The following is a 23,407-nucleotide window of genomic DNA, read 5'->3' on the forward strand; positions in this document are numbered from 1 at the left end:
TACGAAGGATCTATTCGCAAACAGGCATACTTAGCAATAGATGCTTCAACCGTAGTATGACCTGATATATCCTTTATCCTTGCTCCAAAATCCTTAATCTTAGAATTATTCCGTTTTTAAACTCTTAACCGGGTTTGTTAAAGCGGCTTTTACACTTAGGTAGGATACCGTAGCAAACGCAATCACCATAACGATCAAAAACGGAACAAGGAACAGGAAAGGACCAATATCAACCCTAAAGGCATAGGTTTGCAGCCATTGGCTGATAGCATACCAGGCCAAGGGAGCCGATACCACAAATGAGATAAGTACCAATGCCGCGAAATCCTTGTATAGCAATGTTAAAATGCTGTTTACGGTAGCCCCCAGAACCTTGCGGATCCCGATCTCTTTGGTACGCTGCACAATGGTGTATGACACCAGTCCAAACAGTCCTAAGCAAGCTACGAATATAGCAATGCCTGTAAATACGCCAAATACCTGGCCAAAACGCTGATCGGTTTGGTATTGCTCGTTAAAATGCTGATCAAGGAAGAAATAATCAAACTGATCGCCCGGAAAAAATGCTGACCATGTTTTTTTGAGGTCTGCAATAGTTTGAGGCAGGTTATTTGTACTTATTTTTACCGATACATAGCCCCTTACATCAGGAATACAACGGAAAATGATGGCATCATAGGCATCCCGCAATGATTGTTGATGAAAGTTATCAACCACACCGACAATCGTATATACCTGTCCCCAAAAATCAATACGTTTTCCCAATGCCTCTTCGGGTTTGTTAAAACCAAGCTGTTCTACTGCTTTTTTATTAAACACCACACTGTGGGGCTCGTCTCCAAAACTTTTGGAGAATTTGCGTCCGGCTATAAGCTTTAAGTCATAAGCGGCCAGGTAATCATAATCGCTGCCAATGATACGGTATTGCTTGCCCTGGCTTTGGTCGGCTGTGGTTAATTTGATGCCGCCGGCATTCCAGGGAACCGGTTCACCAGGAATCGAAGTTGATACGGTGACATTTTTTATGGCAGATTGTGTTAGGCTTTCCTGTTTAAAAGCGCTCATATCCCGGTAAAAGGAATCTACTTTAATAAGCGGCGGTTTAATAACCAGTGTTTGATCAATTTTAACCCCCAGTTTTTGGTTTTGCATAAACTTTAACTGCCTGAATACTGTAAGGGAGCCAATCAGCAGGAATATGGAGGCGGCAAACTGAAATACCACCATTGCTTTGCGCAATACTACTCCCTTTGGCGATGCCAGTATTTTACCCTTCATCACTTCAACAGGCCGGAACGACGATAGCACAAGGGCCGGGTAAAATCCGCTAAAAAATGATCCCAGGACAAATATGCCCAACATAGATCCCCAGAAAATAGGTCGGGTAAACATATCAAAGCCCATTTGTAAACCTGATACACGTGAAAAACCAGGCAAACAGATCAGGATAAGCACAACGGCGAGTAATATAGCCAGACCATTAAGCATCATAGCCTCCAGCATAAACTGGGTGATCAATTGTGCTTTGGCCGAACCTAATGTTTTACGAACCCCCACCTCTTTAGCCCTGCCGATACCTCGTGCCGTCGCCAGGTTGATATAATTGATCCAGGCAATGATGATCACAAAAATGGCTATGCCCAGTAATAAGTAAACAGATTTACCATCACCATTGGGCTGAAACTCCAGCATCCGGTTGGAATACAAATGGATACTTTGTATAGATTGCAACGTATATACACCGCCCTCGCCCGCACTTTTATAAGCATCGTAAACCTTTTTTACTACCGGTATAAATTTACCCTCCAATACCTTAGGGTCAACACCCGGTCTGAGAAGTAAATACGTAGTACAACCATCATTTAGCCAGGCATTATCCAGGTTATAGTCCTTATTGGGTGGATTATCTTTTAACAAGGTAGCATATGACTGTAAAAAATCAAATTTCATGTGTGAATTAACCGGCAGGTTTTTCATTACCCCCGTAATTTTTAACGGTTTATTACTATTGATGAGTAATGATTGCCCAACCGGATCAATATTATGAAAAAGTGTTTGGGCTACCTCTTCTGATATCACCACGGTGTTTGGCTCCTTCAATGCGGTTTTAGGATCGCCACTGATAAGTGGGAACGAGAAAATATTAAAAAAAGACGCACCGGCGAAATAATCGTTCTTGATCACCATTTTCTGGTCTTTATAATTGGCCAACACCTGCCCGGCGCCTACTATCTTTACAAAGTCCTCTATCTCTGGCAAAACAGCTTTAAAAGCACTGCCTGGTGCAAAAGCCCCTCCTGCCCATTGGGTACTTAATTTACCATTATTATACCTATCCTGATTGATGCGGTAAATACGGTCTTTTTTGGCGTGGAAATTATCAAAACTTAATTCGAAACTAACGTATTGCAAAATTAAAAGACATGCCGCCATGCCTATAGCCAAACCAACAATGTTGATGAATGAGAAGGCCTTGTTTTTAGAAAGGTTTCTAAAAGCTACAAGCAGGTAATTTTTTAGCATAATCAATTAAGTTTAGGCCATAGATACCGCTAAAAGCATACCCCGGCTTTAAATTACTGAATTTCAGGAATTTAAATAAATTCAATTTTAGTAACTGTTCGGATTCGTTACAATTATTGTTCAGTATTGAACAGGGAAACAAGAGCACATATCACTAAATATCAGCAATTTAAAGAACATTCACATCAGTTCGCTGTCCTTTTTTTCGTGGTAGGTTTTATAAGCAAGGTAAAAGAACAAAAGAGATGGCAATGCGTTGAGCAATACATTTTTAGGATTTACCTCGGGATAAGTTATGATTACCTGCACAATTAACGATATGAGCAGTAAACCGCCGATAGCGATGTACAGATAACGAAATTTCGGATTCATAGGTATTCGATTAACAATGTAACCAAGCTAAACGGGTATTTCCGGTTAATGGTTACATTGTTAATTGTTTTTTTAAATCTGTTACCGTTTCAATTCGTATTTAGCAGGTGCGTCTTTCGCGCTTTTAAACACAGTAGCACCTAGCGGTGGTATGGTAATGCTGATAGAATTATCCTTACCATGCCAGCTTATAGCTTCGGCGGTTACCTGCCCGGTATTGGTTAGGCCGCTGCCCCAGAATTTTTTAGCGTCCGAGTTAAATATTTCTACCCATTGCCCGCTTGCCGGTACGCCTATGCGGTAATTATGCCGCGGTACAGGGGTCATATTCAGGATGATCATCAGATCGTCTTTCTCCAGGTGGCCCATGCGTCTGTAAACCAATATGGAGTCATTGGCGTTACCACCATCTACCCATTCAAACCCACTAAAATCAAAGGCTTTCTGATACAGGGCCGGCTCATCACGATACAGGTGATTCAGCGCCTTTACCGTTTCGCTCATGCCCTGGTGGTTAGCGTATTCCAGCACATGCCATTGTAAGGATTGTCCAAAATTCCACTCATCGCCCTGGCCAAATTCGGCCCCCATAAACAGCAGCTTGGTGCCCGGGTGCGTAAACATGTAGCTATACATTAAACGCAGGTTGGCAAACTGCTGCCACTCATCGCCCGGCATTTTGCGCAGCATCGAGCCCTTGCCATATACCACTTCATCATGCGAAAAAGGCAGCATAAAGTTTTCGGTAAAGGCATATATGGTACTAAAAGTAATTTCGTTATGATGGTATTTACGATGGATAGGATCTTCGCTAAAGTAGCCTATGGTATCGTGCATCCAGCCCATCATCCATTTCATACCAAAGCCTAAGCCACCTAAATAAACCGGGCGACTAACCCCTGTGAATGAGGTAGATTCCTCGGCAATGGTTTGTGTTGATGGGAAGTGACTATAAACAGCCTCATTAAACTCTTTCAGGAATGAAACGGCTTCCAGGTTCTCATTTCCACCGTAAATATTAGCTTCCCATTCACCGTGTTTACGGGAGTAATCCAGGTAAAGCATGGAGGCAACCGCGTCCACACGCAAACCATCGGCATGATACCTATCAAGCCAGAACAAGGCGTTACTGATCAGGAATGCCCTCACCTCGTTACGCCCATAGTTAAATATATATGATTTCCAATCCGGATGAAAGCCTTTACGCATATCAGCGTGTTCATACAAGTGCGTACCATCAAAATTATACAAGGCATGCGCATCGCCGGGGAAATGTGAAGGCACCCAATCTAATATAACACCAACCCCGGCCTTATGGAACTCCTCGATCAGGTACATTAACTCCTGCGGGGTACCATAACGTGAGGCCGCCGCAAAATATCCGCTGATCTGGTATCCCCAGCTCGGGTAAAACGGCGATTCCATGATCGGCATCAGCTCTACATGCGTAAAGCCCATTTCCTTTACGTAAGGCACCAGTTTACCGGCTAGCTGAGTGTAGGTTAAAAACTCATCCGGGCTCTCTAAACTGCGGGCCCATGAACCCAAATGCACTTCATAAACGCTGTATGGTTTATCCAAGCCATTATGCTCCTGGCGGGTTTCCATCCAGCTGGCGTCTTTCCATTCGTAAAAAGTATCGGCAACGATAGATGCCGTGCTTGGCGGTACTTCCCAACGTAATGCAAAGGGATCGGCCTTTTCCAGGTCGGCACCGGTTGATGATTTGATATAATATTTATAGGTTTCGCCCACGCCAATGTTCGGGATAAAGCCCTCCCAGATACCCGAGGAATCCCAGCGGGCATTTAAACTATGCGAACCCCGGTTCCAACCGTTAAAATTGGCTATAACAGACACATACTGCGCGTTTGGCGCCCAAACAGAAAAATAGGTACCAATAACCCCATTAAATTCCACCACGTGCGAGCCAAACTTTTCATACAGCTTATAATGCTTGCCCGATTTAAATAAACTGATATCAAAATCGGTAAAACGACTGTAGGGCTCAACAGCATTCAGGATCACATGTGTTTTAGGCGTGGATGGCTTTACTTTTGCCACAAACGTTGCAGCTACGGCAGGCTTGGATTTTGCAACGGGCTTTTTAGCTGTTGCAGGTTTTTCTGCCGGTGTAACCACCTTTTTGTCTGCCGCTTTTACAGCTTTCTTCTCTTTTACAGGTTTAGCTTCCGGTAACGGGGTTTCGGTTTTCTTTGTTTGTTTGGCCATGATATAATAACCTGTTAAGGTATGTTAGAATAACCCAATGTACGGGAATGGTTTGGTTTATATAATATCAAATATAACAGGATTTGTAAGATTTTGATTTGATTTAAAAGATTATACTTCGATCCCTTATTTTACTCCACCACCCCTCGCCATCAGATGACCTGAAAAACTTTTTAAACCTTTAATTTTAACACTTTTCTGCCCGAAAACGGGGTAAAATGGGTCGAAAACTACTTGAAAAACCCTCATTTTAACACTTTTTAACAAATTTTAACACGGTTTTGAGTAGTTTTTTAAACTTTAAAAAGTATTAATTTATTGATTATCAAATAACTAAGTTAAAATTGGTTGATTTTGGGGCTTGTTTTGTCCTTAACAAAACAGCCCGGTTCTCTCTTTTGGAGGAAACCGGGCTCGTGCTTGTATAAAGATACGAAAAATAGTCGGGAGTTGGAAGTCTTTAGTTTTAAGTGACTGCTTCTTATGTAGTTTGAAGACTACCAGCATAGTAGTCCGAAGTCGGAGACATTCGGACAGACAGCGCCGAGTATTTTTCTTCACGCGTCATTGCGAGACGCAGGCAGAGGACTATGCTTGTATGCTCTGTACAGTATAGAGATTGCTTAGTACCTCGCAATGACGTATCGAAAAAGGGAGAGAAAAGCCATGTAAATCAAAAAGGCCCCGTTTGGGGCCTTTTGCTTATTTTAAAATTTCGATGTGTTTGAAATTCTTGCTGAATTTGAACTCTACCGTACCGTCGGTATTGATGATGAAATCGCTTACCACTTTACCGTCGGCCAGTATTTTGCCAGGTTTAAATGGTAGCCCGATAATATTGAGGTGATAGCCTTCATAACGCGGGGTATACAAACCTTCCATACTCTGGTGAATGGTCATCTGGCGGGAATTGCCGTTAACCACAAACTTTTTCTCGAGGTAAATATCCTGCTCATAGGCAAAGGTTTCGCCGTAATCTTCAAACAGGAAGGAGTTTACTTCGTAGTCTGAATAATAGATGTTTTGCTTAACCTCTTCTATTTCGTGCTCGCCAACATATTGCATTACCGGGTATTCGGGTATTACCGAACCGGCTTTTACAAATATCGGTATAGTTTCCAGCGGTGTGGCTACGGCTACTTCTTTGCCGCCTTCTACTATCTCGTGGGTCCAGAAATTAAACCATTTGCCTTTTGGCAAATACACGTTGCGACTGGTTTGACCAGGCTCCATTACCGGGCAGATGAGTATTTTATCTCCATAAGTAAACTCGTCCTGACGGAAGTGGTTTAATTTCACATCCTGCTCATGCATCACTATAGGCCTTAATATCGGGAAGCCGTAACGGTGATGCTCCCAAAAGGTAGAGTAAAAGTAAGGCATCAGCTTATACCGCAGCTCGATAAACTTGCGGTTGATGGCGGTAAATGGTTCGCCAAAGCTCCAGGGCTCCCGCTCTTTGGTATCACCCGCCGAATGCGCGCGCATGAACGGTGAAAAAGTGCCCATCTGGATCCAGCGGGTAAACAGTTCACCATCGGGTTCGCCGCTAAAGCCGCCGATATCAGTACCGCAAAACGGTATGCCCGATACAGAAAGGCGCTGACATTGTATATTACCCAATTTGAGGTGTTCCCAGGAGGCCACGTTATCGCCTGTCCAAACAGACGAATAGCGCTGTACGCCCGAGTAACCCGCCCTGGTTATGGTAAAAGGACGTTTATTTTTCATGATGTTACGCAAACCCTCATAGGTTGAGCGTACCATCTGCATACCATATATATTATGTGCCTTACGGTGCGATCCGCGGAAACCATCGTACTGGTGGCGTACATCATCGGGGAAGGTACCGGCGCCAAATACGGCAGGCTCGTTCATATCGTTCCAAACACCGGCTACGCCCATCTGCACCAGTTCGTCAAACAAACCGCCCCACCAAGTACGCACCTCGGGGTTGGTAAAATCTGGAAACTGACAGCGGCCCGGCCAAACGTGACCCTCCATAAAGTAATCGTCGCTGCGGCGGCAGAAATAACGGTTCTTTTTACCCTCCTTAAATACCTCGTAATTATCGTCGACCCGGATCCCCGGATCAATGATCACCACGGTTTTAAAACCGTCGGCAGCCAGTTCACTGATCATCTTTTTAGGATCAGGGAAGTATTTGCGGTTCCAGGTGAAACAGCGGTAACCATCCATATAATCAATGTCCAGATAGATACCGTCGCAGGGAATCTTGTTATCACGGAAACCCCGGGTGATCTTTTTCACCTTGGCTTCGGGATAATAGCTCCAGCGGCATTGGTGATAGCCCAGCGCCCAAAGCGGCGGCATAGGATGGGTTCCGGTTAAAATATGATAGCTTTTTACCACGTCCATCATATGCGGACCGTGGATATAGTAATATTGCAGTTCGCCTCCATCCGCCCAAAAACTTGTTTTGGTGGTATCTTCGCCGCCAAAGTCAAACTGAGCTTTAAACGTATTATCAAAGAAAATACCGTGCGCTATACCTTCATTTACACTGATGTAAAAGGGGATACTACGGTAAAGCGGGTCCTGGTTCCATTGGAACGAATAAGCGTCGGTATTCCAGTTTTTTAAGCGTTTACCGCGCAGGTTAAATTCGGTTGGCTTATCGCCCAAACCAAAAAAGCTTTCGTCGGGGTGACAGGTTTTGGTGCAAAAAACATAATAACCGCCAAACTTCACATTCTCTTCCCAGTGCATGGGTACAGCATCGGTACTTGTTACATGGTTGTTTTGATCAGAAAATGATATAAAAAAGTCCTTTTTGCGGATATGACAGTTTATCGATTTAGTGGCTACCCGAAATTCCAGTTCATCTTCGAACAGGGTAAATTCCGCGGCTTTTTGCTCCAGTTTTGGAACCGCGTAAGAGAAATCCTCCAGGAAAACGCCATGTGGAGCAACCCTGATCCGTATGATCTCGTCCGTTACTACTACCACCTCAACTTTCGCATCGCCATCGGTAAAGTAGAATTTATTCCCCAACTGCTCGGCGTGATTTGGCGTACCAAGGTATTTCTTGATGATGGGCTTTATAGCATCGGCCGGGTTATTGAGGTGGTGAAACTCCTCGTCATCTTCTTCTTCAATGATGTGTTCCGCTTCAACTAACTTGCGAGGTATCAGCTCCTCATTTGGTATATTACTTTCCATTCAAATCTATTAGGGGTCTGCTACAAATATGTATAAAGTGTACTTACTACGCAATATACGACTATTGAATTAATGAAAAATCATTAACCGTGCCATTAAACGCAATTTCTCATAAATTTAATTAAATTTTTATATCGATTTTTTATTGGTGGGAGGTTACTTGCGCTCGTTTGCAACGAGTGCTTAACATGGGTTCGCGTTTAAAACGCAAGGGCGATGCAATCGCCTCTCCACAATAAGCACTCGTTGCAAACGAGCGCAAGGCTGAAAGAGGGGGCTGAAACAAAATAAAAAATATGTCATTGCGAGCGAAGCGTGGCAATCCCCTCGCGTTCTCATCGGCAAGAATAGCTACGAGATTGCTTCGTCGTTCCTCCTCGCAATGACATGAAGGGGATTTGGGGAGTATCGTACCTTAAAACGCCAGCAAAAGCCCGCCAGAGGCCGGTATTTTTACTTCGACGCCATTTCTGATATCATCGGTATTTAATTTCGTTCCGCTGAGCAGATCGGTAAATGCTGTTTTGCCGCTTAGGTTTAGTTTGCTGAGGAGGTCGTCGGGTAGCTTAACAACCAGCGAGCGTTCTGCACGGTTAAAGTTAACTGCTACCAGTACACGTTGTTCATTGGTGTACCGTAAATAAATGTATAACAACTGATCAAAGCCGGGTTGGTGCTCATTGGCCATCATCAGCTCGTAAAAAAGCCCACTGGTTAAGGCCTCATTATCTCTTACGCTGATCAATAGTTTTTGATAGAAGCCGCGCAGGTTGTTCTGGCTTTCGGACAGGTTCGCGCCATCAAATGTACCGTTATTGAGCCATTTCTGATGTTCGGGTACACCGCAGTAATCAAATATGGAGGTACGACCATCATCACCACTGAAACCCTGGTTACCCAGGGCTGGCTCACCTACTTCCTGGCCCGAATAGATCATGACCGGGCCGGTGTTCATGGTTGCCGTTACGATCATGCCTGGCACGGCCAGCCAGGCATCACCGGCAAAATAGCGGGAGGCTATGCGCTGCTCATCGTGGTTTTCCATAAAGCGCAGCATGTGCTGGTCGATATCATGACAATGGGTATTCCATACGTTGTTAATCTCCCAGGTGCTGGCGCCATATTCGTTACGGGTTAAGCGCCTGATGGCATCATACAAACCCACTTTATCATACAGGTAATCAAAGCCGCCCCTGAAAATATAGTCGCCGTATTTGTTTTTATCATAGGCTTCGCCGATGAATATGGTGCCTGGGTAATTGGCTTTTAGTTTGGGGGTAACCCAGGCCCAAAACTCTGTAGGCACCATCTCTACCATATCGCAGCGATAGCCATCTACCCCTTTCTGGCTCCAATAGTTCAGGATGTCGTACATCTTGTTCCACAGGGGTGGCACAGGATCGAAATGACCGTAACGGCCATTCATATAATCGACCCCATAGTTCAGCTTCATGGTTTCGAACCAATCGTTTATAGATGGTGTGGCGCTGAATACGTCGTTACCCGTGGCCTTGGCGGGATTCTCGTCAAAGCGACCGTCTTTAAGCGGACTGTGAAACTCATCCCCGCCAGGGTTATAGCCAGCCGGTACCGCAAAAGGCTGACCTGGGATATAATAAAAATCGTTTTTCGGGTCGAAAGCTTTGCTCTTGTCGTCATCCTGCCCAAAATCGCGAACCTCAACTGGTTTTACATCCGAAGCATAGGTACGGGCCACATGATTGGGCACCAGGTCCATAATCACTTTAAGGCCGTTGTTATGGGTTCGTTGGATGAGGGCCTCATATTCGGCCATGCGGTTGTTGACATCAACAGCCAGATCGGGGGCAATATCATAATAATCCTTAATGGCATATGGTGAGCCTGCCCTGCCTTTCACGATATCCGGATCGTCATTGGCGATGCCCCGGGCTGTATAATCGGTCATGGTAGCATGCTCTATAACGCCGGTATACCATACATGGGTAAAACCCATGGCTTTGATCTCCTGCAGGGCCTTGTCGCTGATGTCATTTAGTTTACCAACGCCGTTTTCTTCGATAGAGCCATTGACCTTATTACGTGTTTGCGTATTGCCAAACAGGCGGGGCAGTAATTGATATATGATGAGTTTGTTCATTTTGCTTTTAGTAGTGAGTATCAGGTATCAAGACTTTTTCCTGTATTTTGTTTGGGAATGATTGTTTATTAGCATGATATGGGGCTAAAGCCCTATTTCTGTAATTAACTATCCGTTGGCTAAAGCCAACGGCAATGAATTGTTTATTTCATTGCCGTCCCTTTTAAGGGATGGATAAAGATAGATCAGAATTGTTGGCTTTAGCCTAAATACCTATTTGCGATACCTACTTTTGCATTCATGTAAAACTATTTGATCTTAACCCTTACTTCACCATTAGCCCCAACTACTTGCTCCTTCTCATAAACCACCACCGTAGTTTCCTTATCTGAGGCATTTTTGATCTGCACACCATCCTTACTTACCTTAATATTCAGTAATGCTCCGCGGAAACCGATATGAAACGAGAACGACGACCATTTTGCTGGAATAAAAGGTTGGAACGACAGCTTACCATCGCGGACACGCATGCCCCCAAAACCTTCCACTACCGACATCCAGGTGCCGGCCATCGAGGTAATGTGGCAGCCATCTTCGGTATCGTTATTATAATCGTCCAGATCCAAACGGGCGGTGCGCAGGTAAAACTCATAGGCTCGTGCCTCGTCGCCCAGTTTGGCGGCTAATATGGCATGCACACAAGGTGATAAGGAGGATTCATGCACGGTGCGTGGTTCATAAAAATCAAAGTTGCGGCGGATGGTCTCCAGATCGTACCTGTCTTCAAAAAAGTAGATACCCTGCAGCACATCAGCCTGTTTGATATAACACGAGCGCAGGATCCTGTCCCAGCTCCATTTCTGGTTAAGCGGACGGTCGGCGGCGGGCAGGTCTTTTACCAGGATCTGTTCTTTGTCGAGGTAACCGTCCTGCTGTAAAAACACCTGCAGCTTTTCGTCGTAGCCATAGTACATTTTTTCGATGATGTGTTTATACCTCGATGTTTCGGTGGCTTCGTCAAAGTTTATTCTAGCGATCAAAGCATCGTATTTGGCTTTGTCGGTTGCTTTTACTTTTTCGATAACTTCTATAACATATCCCATGCACCAGGTAGCCAGCGTACTGGTGTACCAGTTGTTGTTGATGTTGTTTTCATACTCATTTGGCCCGGTTACGCCCAGCATTACATATTGCTGCTTAGCCTCCGACCAGCTTACCCTTTGCGACCAAAAACGGGCGATAGCTATTAGTACCTCCAGGCCATAATCGGCCAGGTAGGCTTCATCAGCGGTATAGCGTACATAGTTAAAAATGGCATAAGCGATGGCCCCGTTCCGGTGGATCTCCTCAAACGTGATCTCCCACTCGTTATGGCATTCGGTGCCATCCATGGTCACCATAGGGTACAGGGCAGCACCGTTTTTAAAGCCCAGCAGGGTAGCGTTCTCTATAGCTTTACCCAATTGTTTGTACCGATACAGGAGCAGGTTACGGGTCACCTTTTGATCAGCAGTGGCCAGGTAAAATGGCACACAGTAAGCCTCGGTATCCCAGTAGGTGGAGCCACCATATTTTTCGCCGGTGAAACCTTTAGGGCCGATGTTCAGACGATCGTCCTCACCTGTATAGGTTTGGTTTAGCTGGAATATATTAAAGCGGATGGCCTGTTGTGCCGATACATCGCCCTTGATGATAATATCGTTATGCTCCCACTTTTTAGCCCAGGCGGCAGCTTGCTCGGCCAGCAGGGTATCAAAGCCTTTGGTGCTGATGCGGGTCAGGGTGTCGTTCAGGAGTCCGACCAATTCCTCCGGTTTATGATTTTGGGAAGATAGGTTAACCACATATTTTATGATACTGATGCTTTGCCCCTGCTCCGCCTGTACGGTTATAGCCGAAGCTATATATTTTTCTTTAGCGATGGTTTCTGTCTGTGGTTGTATCTGTTGTCCGTTTTGCAAAAAACTAAACTTCATGCCTGTGGCAACTTCAAAGCCTGTTTTTTTGGTACGCATTACCACGTAGCCACCATCGGGTTGGTTGGCTTTGCTTATTTCGTCCCAAAACTTTTCATCGTAGTTGGAATCCTTGTTTACTACATCGCCGTCAATAGCGGGTGTCAGGGTAATGTTACCGCTAAAGTTTACGGGGGTAATGGTATATTTTATGGCAGCCGATTCGTCATCCACCATACTGCAAAAGCGGATGGCCTCAACCTCCACCGCTTTACCACCGGCTGTTTTGGCGCTGAAGTTTCTTTTCAGATAGCCCTGCTTCATGTTCAGTTCCCTGCGGAAATTGCTTACCACACAATTGGCAAGATCGAGCTGTTCGCCATCCAGGTTAACGTCGATGATCGTCCAGTTGGCGGCGTTGAGCACTTTGGCAAAGTATTCGGGGTAACCATTCTTCCACCAGCCTACACGGGTTTTGTCGGGATAATAAACCCCGGCCACATAGTTACCCAGCAACGATTGCCCGCTGTAGGCTTCTTCAAAATTGGCGCGCTGGCCCATACGACCATTACCCAAACTAAATATACTCTCCGATATTTGATGATGATGCGGATCGAAGCCTTCTTCAATAATCCTCCACTCATCTGGTTTTATGTAGTTTTTCATTTGATGCAGTTTTCACAACCGTCATTGCGAGGTACGAAGCAATCTCTAAGCAATACAAAGCGAACTTTTATAGTTGACCTGCCTATGTAGAGATTGCTTCGTACCTCGCAATGACGCGTTTTATTATAATTTATCTAAAGTCATCTCATTAAGCCCACTCACCACCAGATCGGCTTCATACAACACCTTGGGGTCACCTATGCCTATGGCTTTCATGCCACCTGCTTTGGCGGCTTCTACACCGGCAATGGCATCTTCAAAAACCACGCAGTATTGGGGTTCGATGCCCAGTGCTTCCGCTCCTTTTAAAAATACTTCGGGATCGGGTTTGGCTTTAGTCACTTTATTACCGTCGATAATCGCATCAAACAGGTTTACGATCTCCAGCTTCTCCAAAATGGTCATGGAATTTTTACTGGCCGATCCCAGGGCGGTTTTGATGCCCGCGTCACGGCAGCTTTGCACAAACTCGCGTGCACCGGGCAATATTTCGGCAGGTGTCATTTGGTTTACCATCTCCATGTACCAGATATTTTTCTGGGTAGCCAGCTGTTCCTGTTCGGCCTCGGTTTTGGTTACGCCACCCCAGCCCAATATCAGCTGTAACGATCGCACACGGCTTACGCCTTTCAACTGTTCGTTCTGTTGTTCGGTAAAATCAAAACCCAGGGAGTTGGCCAGGCGTCGCCAGGCTTTATAATGGTATATAGCTGTATCAACAATTACACCGTCGAGGTCAAAAATACAGGCTTTTATATTGTTCATTTTATACTATGTAAGCTGAGCCTAATGTATTGTTTTTGGATTGGGGGAGCAAAGATTTTTTGGAGAAATGACAAAAGAAAAAATCTTTGCTCTTTGCTCCAAAAATCTCAAAATCCAGTATCGGCATCAGCTTTCCATACTCCCTTTGAGCTATGTTAATAAAAAATCACGCCCTTTATTTGGATTAATTACAAATAATAATAATCTTTGTGCCGATTATGATAGCCACCATTACAACAACCACTCCATGGACAGATGTTTTTAAAACATCGGCAGGAGCTATTTACCAAAGCGATGCCGAGCGTTGCTGGTATGTTGATTTTGCGGGAAAGGTGGCCAAATTCGATTATCGTTGCCTGTTAAAGCTGCGTAAATCGGTTTATCATATCGATATTGAGCAAGCCCTGCTCAATACCACTAAAGATCCCGATGTGGAGATCATCTTTATCTGCGCCTGCGATCATTGCTATGTATTATCACTACTACAAATCATAGCTTTGAAAGAACTATTGGAAGGTACTTTTGTCATGCTGGAGTTAAATCACATCCTGCATGAACGTCTCTGTAGCATAGCCAGTTAACTATTTAGACTAATACTAAATTCATATTATTTTAAAATTATAGTTATATTAACTTATAGCATTATTATTGCATCATAATACCTGCAACAAGTTATAATTACTGTTCAATTTAATACTACTATGAAAGATCTACTCCGCATAAAAAGCCTCATTTCAACTGAGATTGAAGTGCTTTTAAATCAACAAGTAAAAAAAGAAGCCCTGTCTTCATCTATATATTTATCCATGGCTTCATGGTGTAACCGTAATGGCTATGACTTTTCTTCTGACTACTTTTTTAAGCAATCAGAAGAGGAAAGGGTTCACCAGTTAAAATTTTATAAATATATCCTGGATATGGGCGGCAACGCTATATCTCCGGAAGTTACCGGCATTAAACAGGAATATAACTCTTTCCGCGAAGTGTTTGAAGAAGCTTTGGATCAGGAGATCAGCGTTACACAATCTATCAAAAACATTTATGCCCGTTGCATGAAAGAACAGGATTTTGTAACCATGGAATTCCTGAACTGGTTCCTGAAAGAACAACGCGAAGAAGAGTACAAAGCCCGTCGTGCCCTTGAACTGTTTGAAGTTATTGGCGAAGAAGGTACCGGCAGATGGCAGATTGACAAAAACGTTGGTCAGATCAAATACGATAGCGAGGCGTAAACCCCTCCCAACCCTCCCCGAAGGAGAGGGCTATAAAAAAGGTCCTTTTGCTTTTTGCAGAAGGACCTTTTTATTTTCTTTTCAAAAGTCTCCCCTTCGGGGAGGTTATTCACATTATTATTATTTTCGGCGTTCATGAGGGCTTCGCCGTTTAGAGTGGTCATATCAGATCCATCAACTTCAGCACGTCCTTAGGGTGATATTCTTTTAACCAGGTATTACCCGGCTGGATACTGCATATGGGTGCATACTTACACCTGTCGGTACATTCCGTCTCTATTACTTCTATCTCCTCGGGCCCGTGATGATGTTTGGCGTATGATTTAGCCAGCTTAAACATATCCTTGCCACCCCGCTTTCCGCATTTGCTACCAACGCATACATACAGTACTTTGTCTGGTATGGTAAATTTACCCATCAGGATACTTAATTTATGGTTAACATTAACGCAACAAAGATAAACCAATAAAGTTCCATTTGAATAATCTGCAGATCATTCAAAACTTTTTAAATAGGCAGCAAGTGGCTCAAGGCCAAGCTCCTTACGTAGCTTATCAACAGATTTGGGGTCTTTCAATGGGAAGGGTGTAGCTTTATGTGTTTTAGGATCAATACGCACCTGGCTTCCATAAATTTGCTTTTGATGTTTACCAACAAGAATCCGGTCTGTCAATAAAGCGCATTTTTCTTTACTGGCATTGTTCCTGGCTGCCTCTTTTTTCATTAAAGTTAATACCTGCTCCTGGAAAGGTACATCATCATCGCAATGTTGCACAATGGCCCAAAAGCTATCGCTTGAACCGCCAACCAGGTCATAACCCGGATATCCATATTTTTTGATGATGGCCTTGGCTTTTAGCTCATTTATACTATCTGTCTCAGCCCATCTTTTTTGAATTGTTTCGTCGCTATAATCTGATTTCTCCTTTCGCTGGGTTTTAGCAAATTCCTTGCGCCAAAATTGATCGGTTATAAACATAGAGTCGATCTGTTTTGTTAAGGCAGCGTTTTTTTTAACAACCTGTGCTGATGGCGCGATAACAAGGTACCCCGAAAGGAGCGCAAGGATAAGTAATGTTTTGATAAGTAATATTCTCATAGGGATAATTTACAACTAAATATATAGTTATAAATTAACTTATCAAATAAAGTTTTTTGCGTTACACGGTACCTATCCAAACTTTTTTATATAGGTATCAAGTGGCTCTAGACCAACCTCCTTACGAAGTTCATCAACCAATTCAGGATATTTCAGCGGAAAAGGGATCACCTTATTTGTTTTAGGATCAGTATGTACCTGCGTTCCATAAATTTGTTCCCGGTGCTCATTTACAAGCATCCTGTCGATCAATAAGGCATAGTTTTCTTTGTTGGCATTATTCTTATCTACCTCTTTCTTCATCAAAGCAAGCACATGCTCCTGAAAAGGTATATCATCATCGCAATGCTGTATAATGGTCCAAAAACTATCACTTGAATCGCCAACCAGGTCATAGCCCGGGTATCCGTATTTTTTGATGATAGCTTTGGCTCTCAGTTTGTTAATACGATCTGCTTCAGCCCATTTACTTTGAATAGTTTCATCGCTGTAGGTGGATTTTTCCTTTTGTTGCTTTTTGGTAAACTCTACGCGCCAAAATTGATCGGCCTTAAACATTGAGTCAATTTGTTTTGTTAAGGCAGCGTTTTTTTTTCCAACCGGTACCGATGGTGCAAGAACAATATATCCACTAAGGATTACAATGATAAGCAGCGTTTTTATAACCAATACTTTCATAGGGGCAAATAGCAACTAAAGGTATAGTTAATAATTCATTTAATCAAAATAAAAAACCTATAATCACCTGCACATTTGAAATCTAACCGGCGAAGCCATCATGAGTACCATTGAAAACAAACAATTGTAAAAAAATCTGCACATTTGGAAAATGTTCAAAAAGTATCACACCTGCCTTTTCATCTGTCTGTTCATACTATGGGGCTGTAACCCCAAGCCTGCTAATCAATATAAAGTAGTCAAGATAAAAGATGGCGATACGCTGGGTTTGCTCAGTAATGATAACCAGCAAATTACCGTTCGCCTGGCCGAAATTGACTGCCCCGAAAAGTCGCAGGCTTTTGGCAAGGCGGCCAAAAAATTCACTTCCGATCTTTGCTTTGGTAAGGATGTTACCCTGATAGGCAACACTAAAGACCGTTACGGCCGTACTGTTGCTATGGTTATTTTGCCCGATGGCACCAACGTAAATTATCAGCTGGTAAAAAATGGTTTTGCCTGGCAGTACAAAGCCTATTCGCAAAGTGCCGAACTAGCCCAACTGGAACAAAATGCCCGCGAAAATAAACTGGGCCTTTGGCAGGATATCAATCCTACCCCACCCTGGGAATATCGCAAAGAAGGCCGGTCATCCGGTTACGACAATAATCCTTACAAAAAACATTATAAGCACAAAGCAAAGCTTGAGGATGTGTATTAAAACAGTAACTTTATAGCAAGTCAAGTATCAAGTAATTAGTATCAAGTATCAAGACCACTTTGCTTTTGGCACACTGTCTGAAATTCCGATACTAAATTAAACCATATATATCGATATTCAATTCGGTCTTGATACTTGATACTAATTACTTGATACTAAAATATGAAGTTTACAAAAGCGTTTTTATCCATCGCCTTTACCCTTGTACTGATCTGGGCGCTGCAAAGAAAATTTGACACTCCGGTTGGCCCGATACCGCCATTGGGTAATTTTTTAAGTCCAGCGGATGGATTCTGGCAAAATGCCGAAAGCAAGAATATATTATCAACCACTCATCTCATGCTTCCGGGTCTTACCGGTAAAGTGACCATTAAATACGACGAGAACCGTATCCCTCATATTTTTGCTGACAATGAGCATGATTTATATTATGCGCAAGGCTATGTAACCGCTACAGAACGCCTTTGGCAAATGGACATACAAACCAGGCAGGCCGCAGGCAGACTGGCCGAGGTACTTGGCCCCCAATTGCTGGAGGTGGATCGTTACCATCGCCGCATGGGTATGGTTTATGGAGCCGAAAAAACACTAAAGGCCATGATGAGTGAACCGGCCGTACGCCAAATGATCCTGGCTTATACCGATGGTATTAATGCTTACATCCACCGCCTGCACCCGCGCCAGTATCCCATTGAATTTAAACTGCTGGATTATGCACCCGAAGAATGGAAACCCATCAACTGCGCCTTTTTACTCAAGTTGATGAGCGAGACACTTGCAGGAGGTTCCAACGAGTTTGCCATGAGCAATATTTTAAAACGTTTTGGCTCCAAAACCACTAATGATCTGTTCCCGGATTACCCCATGCATGAAGATCCGATTATTCCGGTGGGCACCAAATGGGATTTTAAACCGCTGCCCATTCCCAAACCATCGGCAAATTTCATGGGCTTGATGAACGACAGCGTTAAAAGCGTAGTAAAGGAAGAAGGCATCGGCAGTAATAATTGGGCTGTATCGGGCAGTAAAACGGCCAATGGCTACCCTATTTTAGCCAACGACCCACACTTAAATCTTACCTTCCCATCTATATGGTACCAGATACAGCTTACAGCGCCATCTGTAAATGTTTATGGAGTATCTCTACCGGGTTCGCCTTGTGTCATATTAGGCTTTAATAATAACATTAGCTGGGGCATTACCAATGTAGATGCCGATGTGCTGGATTGGTACCAGGTTAAATTCAAGGATAATAAAAAGGAAGAATATTGGTACAATAACCAATGGAACAAAACCAACAGACGTGTAGAGGTGATCAACATTCGCGGGCAACAACCTTTGTATGATACCGTGATCTATACGCACCATGGCCCGGTTGTTTATGAGGATAAGGCAAAAAAAGGCGACGGTCCGGATTTTGTACCAGTAGGTGATGCGCTAAGATGGATCGCCCATGATGAATCGGACGAGCTGATGACCATGTATATTTTAAACCGGGGTAAAAACTATGCCGATTACCGCAAAGCGCTTACTTATTTTAGCGCCCCGGCATCCAACTTTGTATTTGCCAGCAAGGATAATGATATCGCCATCACCCCCAACGGTAAATACCCCTTAAAATACCGTGATCAGGGTAAATTTATACTCGATGGTACTGATCCTGCTGACGACTGGCATGGCTGGATCCCTTTTGATCAGGATCCTACGGTTAAAAATCCGCCGCGTGGTTTTGTAAGTTCGGCCAATCAATCATCAACAGATCCAACCTACCCATATTATATCAACTGGTCGTTTGCGCAGTATGAACGCGGCAAACGTATCAATGACCGGCTTACCGTTATGCAAAAAGCTACTGTTGACAGCATGCGCATCCTGCAAACCGACACTTACAGTATCCGTGCGCAGGATATTTTACCAACCATGTTAAAATATGTAGATGCCTCCAAACTGGATCAAACCCAATTGGCGGCTCTCGGCATCATCAAAAGCTGGAACAAGGATTATACCATCACCTCAACCGGTGCCTCAATATTTAATGCATGGTGGATTAAAATGTACAAAATGATCTGGAGCGATGAATTTGCAGCAAAAGAGTTACAGGCAAACTATCCATCTGCCGACAGAACTGAAAAATTATTGCTGAAAGAGCCCAACTCCAAATGGTTTGACGACATCAGCACCCCGGCAAAAGAAACCAGTACCGATATAGTAACCCTGGCTTTTAAAACCGCCATCAATGATTTAACCCGTGAATACGGCAAACCGGGTAAAGCCTGGCAATGGGGTTCGGTCAAAAAACTGGAGATCCTGCACCTTACCCGCCAGGAAGCATTCAGTTCGGGTAATTTTCCAACAGGTGGTACAGGTTCAACTATTAACGCCTTGAACAACGGACATGGCCCATCATGGCGCATGGTAGTACAAATGGGGCCAACAGTAAAAGGCTACGGTATTTTACCCGGCGGCGAATCTGGCAATCCGGGCAGTTTTTTTTATGATGATATGCTAAAAACCTGGCAAAAAGGCGAACTAAAGGAACTGTTGTTCCTGCAATCGCCCGATGAAATGTCTGATCGTATCAAAACCACATTAACAATAGGCAGTAAATAAAAAAAGTATCAAGTAGTTAGTATCAAGTATCACGACATCTGTATTTTTTCATAATTTTAAAAGGTCTTGATACTTGATACTAACTACTTGATACCCTCAAACAAAACACAAGATTATGTTATTCCTCATCATACTCATACTATCATTTGCAAGCGGTTTCTTTTTGCCCTGGTGGGTAGTGGCTATCGCGGCATTTTCTGCAGCATTCTTTATCGGCAAAACAGCGGGCCAGGCGTTTTGGTCGGGTTTTTTAGCCGTATTTATCGTGTGGATAGTATTGGCACTGTTTAAAAGCATCCCTAATGATCATATACTGGCCAAAAAGGTAGCCATCCTATTTCACTTACCGGGCTGGGGTTATCTGCTCCTGATCACCGGAGTTATCGGTGGCCTGGTGAGCGGTTTCGCAGCACTCTCGGGCGTATTACTACAAAAAGCATTCGGAAAATCTTAAACAAAAATGCCCGGACCTTTCAGCCCGGGCATTTTATTTTTCATTTGATTTATCTTAAAAAGCACCTAAAGCCTCTTTCAACACCGTAATTCCTTCTTTATCGCTTTTAGATGAAGCAAAAATTTCCTGCGAGGTAGATTTATCACCATAAAAATTTGCGATGGCACTTTTATCAATGGCCAGGTTTGAACCATTAATAGTTATACCTGCAAATAAACCTCGGCTGCGTGAATACGAGTAAACTTCGGCCTCCAGCTTATAATCGGTACTGGCAGAAGAACTACGACCAACAGGACCTGCCGCCGCCGAAATATCGCCACCGATAGTAAAATCGCCATTTTCAACTTTGGTTAATACACCTTTATGATGGAATACCAGGATCAGGTCGACAGATTGTACACCAATCTGTAAACCAAAGCTACCACCGGTTAAGGTTACAAATACGGGGTCGCTCCATTTTCCGTTAGCCAGTTTTACCAGGGCAACGCCCCTGCCCCGTTTGCCGCCAATACCAAAACCTGCATTGATCATTTTAGGGATAATAACAATTCCTTCCGACTGTTCCATTAACTGATGCGGGATAGTCTCTTTCATTTTGCCAAACTCTTTTAATACGTTAGCAGCATTATGCACACGTTCCGTTTCTTTATCGCCTGCTTTGGCCGATATCAGCACAAAAAATAGGCTTAGGATCAATGGGAACTTCAAAAATTTCAATGTTTTCATGGGGGTAAAATTACAATTTGTACAATGTATATATAATTACTAACCCCCAAAACGTATACTTGTTTACATAATTGTGCAAGCGAACGGTCATTTGTTTTTTGTTGTCTGAACCAGAATTAACTTCGTTGAGGGTTTTGCCGTTTACAGAATTGATGAATTTTCAAAATTCTTTAACCCCGACAATAGAAATCCAAATCATCCGCACATTTGAAATCTGCACATCTGCACATCAATATTCTTATCTTTGCCAATAATGAGCACACCGGATAAACAGCAGGTATTTTCTATCAACAACACCGACGATTTTGATCAAACAACCCTGCAGATCTTTCGGCACCAGGCTAAAAACTGTAGCGTTTACCGGCAATTTATTTCGGGACTAAGGGTTGATGCGGATAATATTACTTCAGTTGACCAGATCCCTTTTCTACCCATAGAATTTTTCAAATCGCACCGAATACTGAGCACCGATGCCCCGGTTCAATTAACCTTTACCAGTTCGGGCACAACAGGCATGGTTACCAGCCGTCATTTGGTAAGCGATAAAACCTGGTATGAGGATAGTTTCCGTAATGCGTTTCAATTGTTTTATGGCGATATCAGAGATTATACGGTACTCGCTCTGTTGCCATCATACCTGGAGCGCGAAGGTTCGTCGCTCATTTACATGGTTGATGACCTGATCAAACAATCCGAAAACCCCGACAGCGGTTTCTTTTTATACAATCACGACGAATTATACCAGCAACTGCAAAAACAACAGGAAGCCAAACATCCCACGCTTTTAATCGGGGTCACCTTTGGCTTGCTTGATTTTATTGAAACCCATCAGATCAATTTCCCTAAATTGATTGTAATGGAAACCGGCGGTATGAAAGGCCGGCGTAAAGAGATGATCCGCGAGGAACTGCATGATACCCTATGTAAAGGTTTTGGTGTAAGTCATATCCATTCAGAATATGGTATGACTGAACTGCTGTCTCAGGCCTACTCCAAAGGTGACGGTATTTTTGAATGCCCACCCTGGATGAAAATCATCATTCGTGATACTAACGACCCTATCAGTACGTTAGCAAAGGGCAAAACGGGCGGTATCAATGTGATCGATCTGGCTAATATCAACTCCTGCTCATTCATTGCTACGCAGGATCTGGGTAAGATCAATACTGATGGGACATTTGAGGTATTGGGCAGATTTGACCAGTCGGATATCCGCGGATGTAATTTGCTGATTGCTTAGTGCTTTAAAGAAGCAAGAAATAAGAGTCAAGAATCAAGAGAATAGTTAAGTATTGAATGTATACCACAAGTTAGAATAGATTTAGGTTAAGCAACGGTAAATGAAGAGGTTTTGTCTTTTTTCTTGATTCTTACCTCTTGATTCTTGACTCTTTAACCGGTATTATTATTATTTTTGCACGCATCATAAATGCTAAAAACATGATTGAGAAATTTTTAAACGAGGAACAAGATCCTAAAGCAGTTGAAAAAGTATACTCCCGCCTGGTGGACCTGCTATCTTCTGGTGAAGAGATCATTTATATAGCGGTTCAGAAAAAGCCATTGGTAAACTTATTTCCGGATTGCATTGCCATTACCAACAAACGTGTATTGTTTTTTACCCCGGCCAACCTGGGTTTATCTATCAAGTTTGTTGATTTTGTTTGGAAGGATATTGTTGATGTACATACCAAAGAAGAGATCATTGGTGCTGTATTTAGCGTAAAAACAACCAACGGAGCCGAAATGGCGGTTGATTATCTGCCTAAGATCCAGGGTCGTAAATTATATCAATACGCCCAGGAACGTAAAGAAATTGAACGCGAGGCCCGTCGCCAGCGTGATCTGGAACAAAAACGTGCCGAGTCAGGTTCTATACAGTTTGATAATCCTGCTGCCGCTCGTACCGCTACAACACAGCAAGCTTTTTCCGCCCCGGCTCCTGTAGTTATTGAACAGCCAGCACCTGCTCCCGTTGCTCCGCCGGCACCTGCACCTGTTGTTCACGAAGCTCCAAAACCGGATGTGCTTACCGAAAAACTAAAAAAATTAAAAACGTTGTTTGATAATGGTCTGATATCTCAGGAAGAGTACAATCACAAAAAACTCGACCTGCTGAGCGATTTGTAATTATCATTAAGATACAACAGAAA

At 43.5% G+C, this 23,407-nt stretch carries 18 protein-coding genes; 7 read left to right on the plus strand and 11 right to left on the minus strand.

What is annotated here, in order from left to right:
• Positions 1-105 precede the first annotated feature (105 nt).
• The 7 genes from BLR84_RS09300 to pgmB form a co-directional block, all read right to left on the minus strand.
• Complete coding sequence (locus BLR84_RS09300) at positions 106-2,523, minus strand: ABC transporter permease (RefSeq protein WP_090467131.1); 2,418 nt, start codon at positions 2,521-2,523, stop codon at positions 106-108.
• Between the two features lie 180 nt (positions 2,524-2,703).
• Entirely contained in the window at positions 2,704-2,895 is a 192-nt protein-coding gene (locus BLR84_RS09305; protein ID WP_090467133.1) for a hypothetical protein, read from the minus strand.
• A gap of 81 nt (positions 2,896-2,976) precedes the next feature.
• The gene (gene glgB / locus BLR84_RS09310) at positions 2,977-5,127 is read right to left on the minus strand and encodes a 1,4-alpha-glucan branching protein GlgB (protein ID WP_090467135.1); all 2,151 of its coding nucleotides are present in this window, start codon (positions 5,125-5,127) and stop codon (positions 2,977-2,979) included.
• Between the two features lie 702 nt (positions 5,128-5,829).
• Positions 5,830-8,310, minus strand: coding sequence for a glycoside hydrolase family 31 protein (locus BLR84_RS09315; RefSeq protein WP_090467137.1), 2,481 nt, complete (start codon positions 8,308-8,310; stop codon positions 5,830-5,832).
• A 415-nt stretch (positions 8,311-8,725) separates the two neighbouring features.
• Positions 8,726-10,429 (minus strand): alpha-amylase family glycosyl hydrolase, encoded by a 1,704-nt coding sequence (locus BLR84_RS09320; RefSeq protein WP_090467139.1) that lies wholly within the window; start codon positions 10,427-10,429, stop codon positions 8,726-8,728.
• Positions 10,430-10,677: 248 nt separating this feature from the next.
• Positions 10,678-12,990: a glycoside hydrolase family 65 protein gene (locus tag BLR84_RS09325; protein WP_090467140.1), complete on the minus strand. Its 2,313-nt coding sequence runs from the start codon at positions 12,988-12,990 to the stop codon at positions 10,678-10,680.
• A gap of 123 nt (positions 12,991-13,113) precedes the next feature.
• Positions 13,114-13,755, minus strand: coding sequence for a beta-phosphoglucomutase (gene pgmB, locus BLR84_RS09330; RefSeq protein ID WP_090467141.1), 642 nt, complete (start codon positions 13,753-13,755; stop codon positions 13,114-13,116).
• Positions 13,756-13,973: 218 nt separating this feature from the next.
• On the opposite strand from pgmB, the gene BLR84_RS09335 reads away from it, so the two are divergent.
• The gene (locus tag BLR84_RS09335; protein ID WP_176852011.1) at positions 13,974-14,336 is read left to right on the plus strand and encodes a hypothetical protein; all 363 of its coding nucleotides are present in this window, start codon (positions 13,974-13,976) and stop codon (positions 14,334-14,336) included.
• A 120-nt stretch (positions 14,337-14,456) separates the two neighbouring features.
• On the plus strand, positions 14,457-14,987 hold the full coding sequence (locus BLR84_RS09340; protein ID WP_090467143.1) for a ferritin: 531 nt from the start codon (positions 14,457-14,459) through the stop codon (positions 14,985-14,987).
• Between the two features lie 160 nt (positions 14,988-15,147).
• Here BLR84_RS09340 and BLR84_RS09345 read toward each other — a convergent pair whose 3' ends face one another.
• From BLR84_RS09345 to BLR84_RS09355, 3 genes are all read right to left on the minus strand, one after another.
• Positions 15,148-15,405 (minus strand): (2Fe-2S) ferredoxin domain-containing protein, encoded by a 258-nt coding sequence (locus BLR84_RS09345; protein ID WP_090467144.1) that lies wholly within the window; start codon positions 15,403-15,405, stop codon positions 15,148-15,150.
• Positions 15,406-15,480: 75 nt separating this feature from the next.
• Positions 15,481-16,086 carry a DUF6624 domain-containing protein gene (locus BLR84_RS09350; protein WP_090467146.1) on the minus strand — a complete coding sequence of 202 codons (606 nt, stop codon included), beginning with the start codon at positions 16,084-16,086 and terminating at the stop codon, positions 15,481-15,483.
• Between the two features lie 72 nt (positions 16,087-16,158).
• Complete coding sequence (locus tag BLR84_RS09355) at positions 16,159-16,764, minus strand: DUF6624 domain-containing protein (RefSeq protein WP_090467147.1); 606 nt, start codon at positions 16,762-16,764, stop codon at positions 16,159-16,161.
• 151 nt (positions 16,765-16,915) lie between these two features.
• Between BLR84_RS09355 and BLR84_RS09360 the strand changes: the two genes are divergently transcribed.
• The 3 genes from BLR84_RS09360 (at position 16,916) to BLR84_RS09370 (ending at position 20,528) form a co-directional block, all read left to right on the plus strand.
• Positions 16,916-17,464: a thermonuclease family protein gene (locus BLR84_RS09360; RefSeq protein WP_090467149.1), complete on the plus strand. Its 549-nt coding sequence runs from the start codon at positions 16,916-16,918 to the stop codon at positions 17,462-17,464.
• 162 nt (positions 17,465-17,626) lie between these two features.
• Positions 17,627-20,074, plus strand: coding sequence for a penicillin acylase family protein (locus BLR84_RS09365; RefSeq protein ID WP_090467151.1), 2,448 nt, complete (start codon positions 17,627-17,629; stop codon positions 20,072-20,074).
• Between the two features lie 115 nt (positions 20,075-20,189).
• Positions 20,190-20,528 carry a hypothetical protein gene (locus BLR84_RS09370; RefSeq protein ID WP_090467152.1) on the plus strand — a complete coding sequence of 113 codons (339 nt, stop codon included), beginning with the start codon at positions 20,190-20,192 and terminating at the stop codon, positions 20,526-20,528.
• Between the two features lie 54 nt (positions 20,529-20,582).
• On the opposite strand, the gene BLR84_RS09375 is transcribed toward BLR84_RS09370, so the two are convergent.
• A complete protein-coding gene (locus BLR84_RS09375) occupies positions 20,583-21,254 on the minus strand; it encodes a lipid-binding SYLF domain-containing protein (RefSeq protein WP_090467155.1) in 672 nt (223 codons plus the stop codon).
• Positions 21,255-21,507: 253 nt separating this feature from the next.
• On the opposite strand from BLR84_RS09375, the gene BLR84_RS09380 reads away from it, so the two are divergent.
• Together BLR84_RS09380 and BLR84_RS09385 are read left to right on the plus strand one after the other, a co-directional pair.
• Entirely contained in the window at positions 21,508-22,494 is a 987-nt protein-coding gene (locus BLR84_RS09380) for a LuxE/PaaK family acyltransferase (protein WP_090467157.1), read from the plus strand.
• Between the two features lie 200 nt (positions 22,495-22,694).
• Entirely contained in the window at positions 22,695-23,384 is a 690-nt protein-coding gene (locus BLR84_RS09385; RefSeq protein WP_090467706.1) for a PH domain-containing protein, read from the plus strand.
• Positions 23,385-23,407: the final 23 nt, after the last annotated feature.

The organism is Mucilaginibacter sp. OK268 (assembly GCF_900103125.1).
Taxonomy (GTDB): Bacteria; Bacteroidota; Bacteroidia; order Sphingobacteriales; family Sphingobacteriaceae; genus Mucilaginibacter.